We start from the raw sequence: 11736 nt of genomic DNA, 5'->3' as shown, positions 1-11736 counted from the left end.
TGCCCGCCCGTACCGGCGGTTACCGTTTACGGTCTTCCGTCATCGTCGTACTTCGGCAGTTCGTCGCCGATCTCGACGCCCGGGAAACGATCCCGATACCAGACATGCCACGCCGGACGCAGCCGCGACGGCTCGTCGAGCGTCGCGGCATTGATCTCGACCGTCTGCGGCGCATCGGAGCGCCGGTATTCGAGCTGCGCGCCGCAACGGCCGCAGAAACGCCGTTCGCCCCACGCGCTCGACGCGTAGACGATCGGCTCGCCCTGCAGATATTCGAAACCGTCGATCGGCACCGATGCCGATGCGACGACCGCCGCGCCAGTCGTACGCTGGCAGAGCCGGCAGTGGCAGAAGCCCGCATCGGTCGGCACGTGGGCAATACGGTAGCGGACCGCGCCGCACGCGCATCCGCCCTCCATCGATTCCGGGTGAGACATCGCAAACCTCGTCGTCGGGAACTAGCGACCGATGATGAGCGCGGTTCGGCCGCCGCACAAGAGACGGCGGCAGCCCCGTCTCCCGTGCCCACGCACACCGCGTGCGAAGCGATGGCGGCGCGACGGCAGCCGCCGCGCGCCGCCATGCTCAGACCGTCTGCCCGAGCCGCTGCGCGAGCGCCTTCAGCTTCGGTCCGACCTGCGTGCGAAAGTACGTCTCGTCCATCGACGACGCGGGGCCGCTGCAACTCAGGATCAGCCAGCGCCCCTCGCGCGGCTCGCGAAACGGCACGGCCGCCGCGTTCACGTCCATGTGCCACGCGCGGAACGAATAACAGCACCCGCCCGCCGAAAACTCGGCCACCGCGTGCTGCGCGGCGGCGACGAGCGCGTCGGCGTCGGCCGCGTCGCCGGCCGCGCGATGCAGTTCCGCATAGAGCGCACGGCGCACGTCCTCCGGCTGCACGGCCAGGTACGCCCGCCCCATCGAGCTCGTCAGCATCGACAGCCGCGAACCGGGCGCGAGCCCGAGCGTCAGCGCGGTCTCGCTGCGGATCGTCTCCAGATAGATCATGTCGAGCCCGTCGCGGCAGCCGAGCGACACGGCCGCGCCGATCTCGCGCGCGAGCGCCTGCATGTGCGGCCGCGCCAGGTCGAGCGTCCCCGCCCCCGACAGCAGCGCGTAGCCGAGCGACAGCACGCCGGCGTCGAGCGCATACTTTCCGAGCGTCTCGTCGTAGCGCAGGTAGCCGAGCACGGTCAGCGTGTACGCGAGCCGGTTCACCGTCGCCTTCGGCAGCCCCGTGCGCTCCGCGAAGTCGCGGTTGCCGAGCATCGTCTCGCCGGGTCGGAATGCGCGCAACAGGTCGAGCCCGCGCGCGAGCGCGACGACGAACTTGCGCTCGTCGATCGTGGTTTCGTCGATGGTTGAAAGTGTCATCTGGTGCTACACTGGGTTCGATTTGCAAAACATTGTTCCGCACAGCGGAACTACAGTCAAGCGAACTTTTGGCATGGGGCCCGGCTGGAAGACCGGACCAACAGGAGATGAAACGATGACCGCTGCAACTTTTCATTGGGACGATCCGCTGCTGCTCGACCAGCAACTGACCGAAGAAGAGCGGATGGTGCGCGATGCCGCGCAGGCGTACGCACAGGACAAGCTCGCGCCGCGCGTCACCGAAGCGTTCCGCCACGAGCGCACCGACGCGGCCATCTTCCGCGAGATGGGCGAAGTCGGCCTGCTCGGCCCGACGATTCCCGAGGAATACGGCGGCCCCGGCCTCAATTACGTGAGCTACGGACTGATCGCGCGCGAAGTCGAGCGCGTCGATTCGGGCTACCGGTCGATGATGTCCGTACAGTCGTCGCTCGTGATGGTGCCGATCTACGAATTCGGCTCGGACGCGCAGAAGCAGAAATACCTGCCGAAGCTCGCGACCGGCGAATGGATCGGCTGCTTCGGCCTGACCGAGCCGAACCACGGCTCCGATCCGGGCAGCATGGTCACGCGCGCGAAGAAGGTGCCCGGCGGCTACTCGCTGTCCGGCGCGAAGATGTGGATCACGAACTCGCCGATCGCCGACGTGTTCGTCGTGTGGGCGAAGCTCGAGGAGAACGGCAAGGACGCGATCCGCGGCTTCATCCTCGAGAAGGGCTGGAAGGGCCTGTCGGCACCCGCAATCCACGGCAAGGTCGGGCTGCGCGCGTCGATCACCGGCGAGATCGTCCTCGACGAGGTGTTCGTGCCCGAAGAGAACCTGATGCCGAACGTGAGCGGCCTGCGCGGCCCGTTCACGTGCCTGAACTCGGCACGCTACGGGATCGCGTGGGGTGCGCTCGGCGCCGCCGAGTCCTGCTGGCACACCGCGCGCCAGTACGTGCTCGACCGCCAGCAGTTCGGCCGGCCGCTCGCCGCGAACCAGCTGATCCAGAAAAAGCTCGCCGACATGCAGACCGAAATCACGCTCGGCCTGCAAGGCGTGCTGCGCCTCGGCCGGATGAAGGACGAAGGCACGGCGGCCGTCGAGATCACGTCGATCATGAAGCGCAATTCGTGCGGCAAGTCGCTCGACATCGCCCGCCTCGCGCGCGACATGCTCGGCGGCAACGGCATCTCCGACGAATTCGGCGTCGCGCGCCACCTCGTGAACCTCGAAGTGGTCAACACGTACGAAGGCACGCACGACATCCACGCGCTGATCCTCGGCCGCGCACAGACGGGCATCCAGGCATTCTTCTGAGCATCCGGATGCGATGCACGCGGCAGCGATGCCGCGCATGCGCCACCAGACAAACGGCCCGCCCGGCATGACTGCCGGGCGGGCCGTTTTTCATCGGAACCGCGGTTCCGGGCAGCCGATGCTTACTTGTTCGGCTGCGGCGTCAGGCGCAGATACGGACGCACCGCGTTGAAGCCCTTCGGGAAACGCTTCTTCAGCTCTTCCGGATCCTGCAGCGACGGCACGATCACGACGTCGTCGCCGTCCTTCCAGTTGCCGGGCGTCGCGACCTTGTAGTTGTCGGTCAGCTGCAGCGAATCGATCACGCGCAGCACTTCGTCGAAGTTGCGCCCGGTGCTGGCCGGATAGGTAATCGTGAGCCGCACCTTCTTGTTCGGGTCGATCACGAACAGCGAGCGCACCGTCAGCGTTTCGTTCGCGTTCGGGTGGATCATGTCGTACAGCTGCGAAACCTTGCGGTCCGCGTCGGCGATGATCGGGAAGCCCACGACCGTCGACTGCGTTTCGTTGATGTCGTTGATCCAGCCCTTGTGCGATTCGACGCCGTCGACCGACAGCGCGATCACCTTCACGTTGCGTTTCTCGAATTCCCCCTTCAGCTTCGAGGTCAGCCCGAGTTCGGTCGTGCACACCGGCGTGTAGTCGGCCGGATGGGAAAACAGGACGCCCCAGCTGTTGCCGAGCCAGTCGTGAAACTTGATGGTGCCCAGGCTCGATTCCTGCTCGAAATCCGGTGCGATGTCGCCAAGACGCAGACTCATGATGTTCCCTCCTCGAACGATGCTGGTTGAAATCGCGCGCTGGACAGCGCGGGACAGTCCATCAGCTTACGGGAAGCAATGCGCGGTGCGAACGATTATTCCGTTTGATATTCATACTTTTTTGTCATTTTTACCCGGCGTCGGGGCCGGTCGGACGGCCGCACGGGAAACTTTTCACCCGGTTTGCGGCTCTGTTCATGATTACAAGTCGTTTACCATGCAGTCTTGCACTGCCGCCGTGTGTCTTCCCGGCTCGCCAGCAGGCAGGGGTTTCGCTACGATGTGAACCTGCAGCATGACAGCATGAAGGGAGTTGCAATGTCGGAAATCAACAAGGAGAAACTGATGTCGGATATCAAAACCGTTCTGTCGGACGCCGAAGACCTGCTCAAGCAAGCAGCGAGCAGCACGGGCGACCGTGCGGCCGAACTGCGCGAGAAGGCCATGTCGCGCCTGAAGCAGGCCAAGGAAAAGGCAGCCGACGTCCAGGTCGTGGTGGTCGAGAAAGGCAAGAAGGCCGCACGCGCGACCGACGATTATGTGCACGAGCACCCGTGGACGTCGATCGGCGTGGCCGCCGGCGTCGGCGTGCTGATCGGCCTGCTGATCAACCGCAAGTAACGCGCTCTGCGCCGTTTCGTCCCGCGGGCCGCGTCATGCGGCCCGCGGGCGTCGAAGCCGGCCGGCGGTCTCCGCCGGCGGCTTTGTCCTAGCTGCTCACTGCACGCGCACGCACCTCATCCATGACGACAGATACCCCCTCGCAGCCGTCCGGCCAAGGACCGCTGCGCCGCCTCGTCGGCTCCGCGATCGGCCTTCTGCAGACGCGCCTCGAACTCGTGGGCATCGAGCTTGCCGAGGAGAAGGAGCGCCTGATGGGCGTGCTGTTCCTCGGGCTCGCCGCGATGATGCTCGCGACGATGGCGCTCATCAGCCTGACCGTGCTCGTCGCGATCGCGTTCTGGGATACCTATCGCTGGCAGTCGCTTGCCGCGATTACCGCGGTGTATGCCGCGGGCGGCATCGCCTGCGCGCTGAAGGCGCGCTCGGGCCTGCGCGATGCGCCGACCGTGTTCGAGGCGACGCTCGCCGAACTCGAGAAAGACCGCGAACTGTTCCGCGGCAAGCCGTGAGCACAATCGCGCTCCCCCCTCCCACCTACTTCGCCGACGCGCCATGAGCCAGAACGTTACGGGCAATTCATCCCGCTCCCATTCGTCGCGATCGAACTGGAGCGCATCGCAGCATCGCGCGCTCCGCAAGGAATTGCTGATCCTGCGATCCGAAGTCGAGCGGCTCGAACTCGCGGAAGCCGCCGGTGAAATGCGCCAGGCCGTCACGCGCTTCAGCTGGCTCAAGGTGTTCATCCCCGGCCTTTCCACCCACAAATTCGGCCAGTCCGCGAAGAACCTGAACGCGAGCCTCGGCAATCTCGTCAACCAGTATCCGATGCTGAGTTCGCTCGCATCGCTCGTGCTGGCGAAACCCGTTCGCTCGCTGCTGCGCGCGAGTGCGGGCCCCGCATTGAAGTGGGGCACGCTCGGCTTCGCCGCATGGGAGGTCTACCGGATCTGGAAGCAGTCCCGCGACGAGCGCGGGCTCGACGCACACGACGACTGACCGTCGGCATCCTGCGCGCACGGCCATGCGTCGCTGCGCGCCTTTCCTGCACACTCAACGCACACCCCAGCACACGGCGCCCGATTCGTCGGCGCCATCGCGCCGCGCATTGCCTTTCGTCCCGTCCGAACGCAACGTGAAGGTACCGCATGCATCGTCGTGCATCGGGCCGGTATCGAGCGGGCTTGCTTCCAGTTCGTAGCTCACCGGCGCATCGCCGCCATCCGGCCGCAGCAGCGTCAATCGATAGACGGCACGCCCGTCCGATGGTGCCTGTGCCAGCGCGTCCGGCAATGCCGAAGGCGGCGCACCATCCAGCGCTTCGAGAAATTGGGCTGCACGGTACAGCGCGGATACCGCCGACGCGCGATGAACGCGCGCGACATGCTCCCGATATGACGGGATGCCCCATCCGGCCAGCACCGCGACGATTGCCAGCACGATCATCAACTCGATCAGCGTAAATCCTGCCGGCCGGCTTATGCAGATGCGACCGCTCATGGAAGCACTCCGGCGACACGACGCCAGCGCAGCGCGACGATGCGTCCATCGCGTATTACGACCTGGTGTTGCAGCCAGACGGCACTCGATGCATGCGCGCCGACGCCACGCGCGGTGACGAGGTAAGTGCTGCCACCGGACGGCCCTGTCGGGCGCCGCCAGGCTTCGACCAGGCATCGCGGCGGTTGCGCGGCCATCGGCCAGCCGGCGAACGGCGCGAACGCTTCAGCAGCCGCCAGCGGCGGCATGCGCCGCCATGCGTCGGGCTCCGCGTGCGATTCGCTTTCGTTCGCGCAGGGCACCGAGCCACGGAGCAATCGCTCGGTGCACGCTGCGAGCGCGGCATCGGCTGCGTGGAATGCAATCAGCCGATCCGACAACGCGCGTGTGCGGCGCGACTCCGTCAGCGCGGCTTCGAACCACGTGCCGGTCAGCGCCGCGACCGCTGCACCGATCGCAACGACTGCCGGCAATGCGAGGCCGGCGTCGCGACGCCAGGCGCGGCGGGCTGACCGGAAGCCCATGCGCGGCTCGCACGGGGTCGCCGCCAGCCCTCTCGTGCACGCGACCGGCTGCGGCTCGTCACCGTTTGCGGCGATGCACCCATACACGTGGCCCGCCGCAACGCAGGGTGAGATAACCCGCGCGTACCGCCCTGCTCCACTCATCGCACCACCCCGCTTGCGTGCGTTGCATCGGGTAACGCAGCGCCGGATGCAAGCGCGGTGTTCCTCAACGCGACGATGCGATCGAGCGTCAAACGCGCATGGCCGTCCGGTGCAACGGCGACGCGACCGTCGCAGTCGACGTGACGCGTCGGCACGCGCATCGGCTCGCCGCGCGCCCGCACGCAAACATGCACGGCCACGATCTCGGGCCAGTCGTCGGCACGCATCGCATCGGCGTCGACGAACTGCGCGGCGCCGCGACGCACGTAGCGCACGCGCAGTTGATCGATTCCCGTCACGACGGGCTGCGGCGTGCCCGGGCGGCCGCTTCCTTCGCAATACAGCTCGGGCTCGCCCGTCGACGGGCTGACATGCACATCGAAGCGATTTTCCACCGGTGAACGCTCGCCGGGCACGCCGACACCCTGCCCGAGGCAATCCGACGCCTGGCCGCTCACCGTCGTCCACGTCGACACGGCGTCGGCGACATACCGGACCAGCAACGCGTCCGACGCCGTATGCGCAGGCTCGCATCGCACCTGCGCGCCGTTGCCCCGCACGCGCGCCATCGAGCAGCCGAACACCGGCGGCAACGCCGATACCTCGCCGGCATCGAGCGGCCGGAATCCCGCCATCTGGATCTGCTGACCGATCAGCATCAGCGCGGTACCGGCCGCGTCGCGCATCCTGAACCCGTCGTCCGCGCGATGCTGTGCAATGCGCTGCGCGTGGTACAGCGCGCCAGCCGCCGCGAGCACGAGGAGACCCACGGTCATCGCGATCAGCACTTCGAGCAGCGTATGGGCGCGGGAGTAACGATCAGCGTTCATCGGCCGCCCGCTCCCGAAATGGAACTCGGACGCACGACGGCAGTTGCGCCGACGCGCCTGCGGCTTCACATCGCGGCGACGCGGCCGCGTTGCCGCCACGCCAGCGGACAACGGCGTAGCGCACACCGCCCGGCCCGCCATCGAGCGTCATCGCACCGCCCGGCAACGCGGCAACCGCCCGCGCTGCAAGGCCGTCGTCGGCCGCCGCGGCTGCATGCAGACGCTCGATACGTGCATCGGCCAGCCACAGCGCACGCTCGCGCCAGATCGTCGCGCGCTGTGCGCGTGCCATCGCAAGCTGGCTGCCTGCCACTGCCAGCATCACGGTCGCGAGCAACGCGATGGCGAGCGCCGCCTCGATCAGCGACGTGCCGCGCATGGCCTTGCGCATGGCGATCACGCCGTGTCGCAGCGGCCGGCGGCGACGCGCGCGCGGCCGCCAGCCGCGATCCGCACGCAACGCGACACGCGCGCATCGTCAGCGCCGGTCACGCTGCGCCGCGGACGCAATTCGAAACGCCGGATTCCGCCGATCGATTGACCGACCGGCGGCGCGAACGCCAGATCGTGCGCGGCACCCGCGACGGCCACTTCGCCGTCGTGCGGATAGCGTCGCAGCACGCGCGAGCGCCCGTCGACCTGCCCGCTGACGATCCAGTCGCACGACCATTCGGCCGGCCCGCACCGCTCACCGGCGCGCAGACAGGCGCCGCCGCTCCCGGCCCGGCACAGCGTGACGCGCGTGCCGAGACGCGCCGCTTCGGTGCGCGCAAACGACAGCGCACCGAGCAACGTACGCGAGCGGGCATCCACGCGTTCGCGCATGTGCCACTGGTCGAACGCGGGTACCGCATAAAGCGCGAGCCCCGCCGCCAGCGAGACGGCGACCATCAGCTCGACGAGCGTGAATCCGCTCGTGCGTTGCTCCACATTTTTCAAGGGGTGAGCGCGCAGCGCCATCGCAATCGTCCTCCGCCAGGGTGATGCGACGACTGTAGCGACGCATGCGGATGCGCGCCATTTGCCGAACGGCCGACTGGCGACATGCGATCGCGACCGACACAATCGGCGCGAATCGAACCAACGGAGATGACGATGAACGGACGCAGCGCGTCAGCGCTTACGCGGGGGCTTGGCGGGAGAGGCGCGACGGAACTCTTCGATCACGTCGGCAAATTCGGAAACGTCCTCGAACCGGCGATACACCGATGCGAAGCGGACGTAGGCAATCGTATCGAGGCCGCGCAACTCGTTCATCACGAGTTCGCCGAGCTTCTCGCTACGCACTTCGCGCTCGCCTGTCGCGAGCAGTTGATACTCGATGCGGGCGACCGCCGCGTCGATCGCGTCGGCAGCAACCGGCCGCTTGCGCAGCGCGAGTTGCATGCTGGCGACGATCTTGCGACGGTCGAATTCCGTGCGGCTGCCGTCCTTCTTCACGACGAACGGCAGGGACAGCTCGACCCGCTCGTACGTCGTGAAGCGCTTGTCGCAAGCCGAGCAGCGACGGCGCCGGCGAATCGCGGCGCCATCTTCGGACACGCGCGAGTCGACGACCTGCGTGTCGTCATGCCGGCAGAACGGGCAGCGCATCGTCGATCAGCGATAGACCGGGAAACGCTTGGTCAGCTCGGCGACCTGTGCGCGCACGCGCTCGATCGTCGCTGCATCTTCCGGGTTGTCCAGCACGTCGGCGATCAGGTTACCCACCTGTTCCGCTTCCGCCGGGCCGAAGCCACGCGTCGTCATCGCCGGCGAACCGAGGCGCACGCCGCTCGTCACGAACGGCTTTTCCGGATCGTTCGGGATCGCGTTCTTGTTCACCGTGATGTGCGCCGCGCCCAGCGCCGCTTCCGCTGCCTTGCCCGTGATGTGCTTCGCACGCAGGTCCACCAGCATCACGTGGCTTTCCGTACGGCCCGACACGATCCGCAGGCCGCGCTTCACCAGCGTTTCAGCCAGCACGCGTGCGTTCTCGACCACCTTCTCCTGGTACGACTTGAACTCCGGCGACAGCGCTTCCTTGAACGCCACCGCCTTCGCCGCGATCACGTGCATCAGCGGGCCGCCCTGGATCCCCGGGAAGATCGCCGAGTTGATCGGCTTCTCGTATTCCGCCTTCATCAGGATCACGCCGCCGCGCGGGCCGCGCAGGCTCTTGTGCGTCGTCGTCGTCACGAAGTCCGCGTGCGGCACCGGGTTCGGGTACACGCCCGCTGCGATCAGGCCCGCGTAGTGCGCCATGTCCACCATCAGGTACGCGCCCACCGACTTCGCGATCTTCGCCAGACGCTCGAAATCGATCTTCAGCGAGAACGCCGACGCGCCCGCAACAATCAGCTTCGGCTTGTGTTCCTGCGCCATCTGCTCGGCGGCGTCGTAATCGATGTCTTCGTTCTCGTTCAGGCCGTAGCTCACCACGTTGAACCACTTGCCCGACATGTTCACCGGCGAGCCGTGCGTCAGGTGACCACCGTGCGCGAGGCTCATCCCCATGATCGTGTCGCCCGGCTTCAGCATCGCGAAGAACACGCCCTGGTTCGCCTGCGAACCCGAGTTCGGCTGCACGTTCGCCGCTTCCGCGCCGAACAGCTGCTTCACGCGGTCGATCGCCAGCTGCTCGACGACGTCGACGTACTCGCAGCCGCCGTAGTAGCGCTTGCCCGGATACCCTTCCGCGTACTTGTTCGTGAGCTGCGAGCCCTGTGCGGCCATCACGGCCGGGCTCGTGTAGTTTTCCGACGCGATCAGCTCGATGTGATCTTCCTGGCGGCGGTTTTCCTGCTCGATCGCTGCAAAGATTTCGGGATCGACGTTCGCGATGGTGCTTTGGGCTCTGTCAAACATACGGTTTCCGTTAAGTGTGTACAGGTTGACCGGAGTGGCCGAGTACGGTGCGCTGCTGGCGGGACCAGCTCGACGTGGCGGAAGAATCCGTATGACGCGAGGCAGGACAGCCACCGGCGATGCACGCGACGGCGCACAACGGCTGCCCAGGCGAACGGCAAAAACGGCGCCCCGCGCTTCACGGTGGGATGCTCCACCTTGAACCCGAAGGGTTCTATCGCCAGTCACGCAGGGGTGATGAGCGCGTTAGTGTATTGGATGCGTCATGAATAGGCAACCGCACGAAAGGGTGCCCGAAGCAATTGGGGCCAGACTCTACGCGCCCGCGCTGAAACGCTCTGCCGCCTTGCCGCGGTGCGGCATTCTCAGTAGGCTTGCGGGATATCGCCCGCTATTTTGTCATCGACCAGGAGCAGCAATGATCGTGTTCGTCACAGGCGCGTCCGCCGGCTTCGGCGCCGCCATCGCCCGTGCCTTCGTCAACGGAGGCCATCGCGTCGTCGCCACCGCACGCCGCAAGGATCGTCTCGACGCGCTCGCCGCCGAACTCGGCGACGCCCTTCTGCCGTTCGAGCTCGACGTGCGCGACCGCGCAGCCGTCGAGGCCGTGCCGGCCGCCCTTCCCGCCGAATTCGCGGCGCTCGACGTGCTCGTCAACAACGCCGGCCTCGCGCTCGGCGTCGAGCCGGCCCACAAGGCCAGCCTCGACGAATGGCGCACGATGATCGACACGAACTGCACGGGCCTCGTCACCGTCACGCACGCGCTGCTGCCCGGCATGGTCGAGCGCGGCCGCGGCCATATCTTCAATCTCGGCTCGGTTGCGGGTTCGTACCCTTATGCGGGCGGCAACGTCTACGGCGCAACCAAGGCTTTCGTCCGACAATTCAGCCTGAACCTGCGCGCCGACCTGCTCGGCACGCCGCTGCGCGTGACCGACGTCGAGCCGGGCCTGTGCGGCGGCACCGAGTTCTCGAACGTCCGCTATCGCGGCGACGACGAGAAGGCGGCAAACGTCTACAACAACGTCCAGCCGCTGATGCCCGAGGACATCGCCGATACGATCTACTGGATCGCGACGCGCCCGGCACACGTCAACGTCAACACGATCGAGCTGATGCCGATCGCGCAAGCCCCCGGCGGCCCGACCGTCCACCGCGGCTGAAGCCCCGCGGGCCCGGCCCCGGGCCGGCCCGCGGTGTGCTACGGCGTACTACATTCCGTTACGAATCGGTTACGAATCGGCCCCCTGCCTTCCGGTAGAATGCGCGCCATGACTCAGCCTACCCGCTCCCCGGACGCGCCGTCCGGCTTCACCTGGCCGGTGCGCGTGTACTACGAGGATACCGATGCAGGCGGCATCGTCTTCTATGCCAACTACCTGAAGTTCTTCGAGCGCGCCCGCACCGAGTGGTTGCGCGCGTGCGGCGTCGACCAGCGCCAGCTCGCCGACGATACCGGCGCGATCTTCATCGTCCGCAGTACGTCGCTCGACTACCGCGCGCCGGCGCGACTCGACGATACGCTGACGATCACGAGCCGGCCCGGACGCATCGGCCGCGCCTCGGTGGATTTCACGCAGGAAGCCTGGTGTGGCGACACGCTGCTCGTGGCCGGACACATTCGCCTCGGCTGCGTCAACCGTAACGATATCCGGCCCGCGGCCATCCCGCCGGCCGTGCTCGACGCACTGCAACGCGGGCCCGTCATCGACGCCGGGCACACTTCACTGTCAACGAAGCTCGCATGAGCGCCGTTTAGACAAAGCCTATGAACTTGCCGTTCTGATTCGATACTAAGCAAGGTTCGGCGTCAGGCATGACCGGCGC

The 11736-nt window shown here is 66.8% G+C and carries 16 protein-coding genes and 1 riboswitch; of the genes, 6 read left to right on the top strand and 10 right to left on the bottom strand.

The window, feature by feature from the left end; genetic code table 11:
• Positions 1-26: 26 nt before the first annotated feature.
• Positions 27-437 (bottom strand): GFA family protein, encoded by a 411-nt coding sequence (locus tag OHZ10_RS03980; RefSeq protein WP_256085617.1) that lies wholly within the window; start codon positions 435-437, stop codon positions 27-29.
• Positions 438-585: 148 nt separating this feature from the next.
• On the bottom strand, positions 586-1377 hold the full coding sequence (locus OHZ10_RS03975) for an IclR family transcriptional regulator (protein ID WP_342703688.1): 792 nt from the start codon (positions 1375-1377) through the stop codon (positions 586-588).
• A 115-nt stretch (positions 1378-1492) separates the two neighbouring features.
• On the opposite strand from OHZ10_RS03975, the gene OHZ10_RS03970 reads away from it, so the two are divergent.
• Positions 1493-2680 (top strand): acyl-CoA dehydrogenase, encoded by a 1188-nt coding sequence (locus tag OHZ10_RS03970; protein WP_059235901.1) that lies wholly within the window; start codon positions 1493-1495, stop codon positions 2678-2680.
• A gap of 122 nt (positions 2681-2802) precedes the next feature.
• Here the strand turns inward: OHZ10_RS03970 and OHZ10_RS03965 are convergent, their stop codons facing one another.
• Entirely contained in the window at positions 2803-3441 is a 639-nt protein-coding gene (locus OHZ10_RS03965) for a peroxiredoxin (RefSeq protein ID WP_034187217.1), read from the bottom strand.
• Positions 3442-3759: 318 nt separating this feature from the next.
• Between OHZ10_RS03965 and OHZ10_RS03960 the strand changes: the two genes are divergently transcribed.
• The 3 genes from OHZ10_RS03960 (at position 3760) to OHZ10_RS03950 (ending at position 5061) form a co-directional block, all read left to right on the top strand.
• On the top strand, positions 3760-4062 hold the full coding sequence (locus OHZ10_RS03960; RefSeq protein ID WP_006494044.1) for a DUF883 family protein: 303 nt from the start codon (positions 3760-3762) through the stop codon (positions 4060-4062).
• A 122-nt stretch (positions 4063-4184) separates the two neighbouring features.
• On the top strand, positions 4185-4574 hold the full coding sequence (locus OHZ10_RS03955; protein ID WP_059235903.1) for a phage holin family protein: 390 nt from the start codon (positions 4185-4187) through the stop codon (positions 4572-4574).
• A gap of 43 nt (positions 4575-4617) precedes the next feature.
• Entirely contained in the window at positions 4618-5061 is a 444-nt protein-coding gene (locus OHZ10_RS03950; RefSeq protein ID WP_059235905.1) for a DUF3318 domain-containing protein, read from the top strand.
• 54 nt (positions 5062-5115) lie between these two features.
• Here the strand turns inward: OHZ10_RS03950 and OHZ10_RS03945 are convergent, their stop codons facing one another.
• The 7 genes from OHZ10_RS03945 to glyA form a co-directional block, all read right to left on the bottom strand.
• Complete coding sequence (locus OHZ10_RS03945) at positions 5116-5562, bottom strand: type IV pilin protein (protein WP_342703684.1); 447 nt, start codon at positions 5560-5562, stop codon at positions 5116-5118.
• Complete coding sequence (locus tag OHZ10_RS03940) at positions 5559-6086, bottom strand: pilus assembly protein (protein WP_081051873.1); 528 nt, start codon at positions 6084-6086, stop codon at positions 5559-5561. Before OHZ10_RS03940 ends, OHZ10_RS03945 begins: the two co-directional genes overlap by 4 nt.
• A gap of 140 nt (positions 6087-6226) precedes the next feature.
• A complete protein-coding gene (locus tag OHZ10_RS03935; RefSeq protein WP_342703682.1) occupies positions 6227-7060 on the bottom strand; it encodes a PilW family protein in 834 nt (277 codons plus the stop codon).
• Positions 7050-7451, bottom strand: a complete 402-nt coding sequence (locus OHZ10_RS03930) for a hypothetical protein (protein ID WP_081051914.1) — start codon at positions 7449-7451, stop codon at positions 7050-7052. The genes OHZ10_RS03935 and OHZ10_RS03930 overlap by 11 nt, the downstream gene beginning before the upstream one ends.
• Positions 7452-7456: 5 nt before the next feature.
• Positions 7457-8020: a GspH/FimT family pseudopilin gene (locus OHZ10_RS03925; RefSeq protein WP_256085613.1), complete on the bottom strand. Its 564-nt coding sequence runs from the start codon at positions 8018-8020 to the stop codon at positions 7457-7459.
• 153 nt (positions 8021-8173) lie between these two features.
• A complete protein-coding gene (gene nrdR, locus OHZ10_RS03920) occupies positions 8174-8653 on the bottom strand; it encodes a transcriptional regulator NrdR (protein ID WP_059235913.1) in 480 nt (159 codons plus the stop codon).
• Positions 8654-8659: 6 nt separating this feature from the next.
• A complete protein-coding gene (glyA, locus tag OHZ10_RS03915; protein WP_059235915.1) occupies positions 8660-9907 on the bottom strand; it encodes a serine hydroxymethyltransferase in 1248 nt (415 codons plus the stop codon).
• Positions 9908-10044: 137 nt separating this feature from the next.
• Positions 10045-10145: riboswitch (ZMP/ZTP riboswitch) on the bottom strand.
• Between the two features lie 180 nt (positions 10146-10325).
• Between glyA and OHZ10_RS03910 the strand changes: the two genes are divergently transcribed.
• The gene (locus OHZ10_RS03910) at positions 10326-11072 is read left to right on the top strand and encodes an SDR family NAD(P)-dependent oxidoreductase (protein ID WP_059235917.1); all 747 of its coding nucleotides are present in this window, start codon (positions 10326-10328) and stop codon (positions 11070-11072) included.
• Positions 11073-11171: 99 nt separating this feature from the next.
• Positions 11172-11657: a tol-pal system-associated acyl-CoA thioesterase gene (ybgC, locus tag OHZ10_RS03905; RefSeq protein WP_342703680.1), complete on the top strand. Its 486-nt coding sequence runs from the start codon at positions 11172-11174 to the stop codon at positions 11655-11657.
• The last annotated feature ends 79 nt before the right edge of the window (positions 11658-11736 follow it).

The sequence above is a fragment of the Burkholderia arboris genome (genome assembly GCF_038723655.1).
GTDB classification, from domain to species: domain Bacteria; phylum Pseudomonadota; class Gammaproteobacteria; order Burkholderiales; family Burkholderiaceae; genus Burkholderia; species Burkholderia arboris.
Note: the sequence above shows the minus strand (reverse complement) of the source record. Positions and strands in the feature narration are given on the sequence as shown.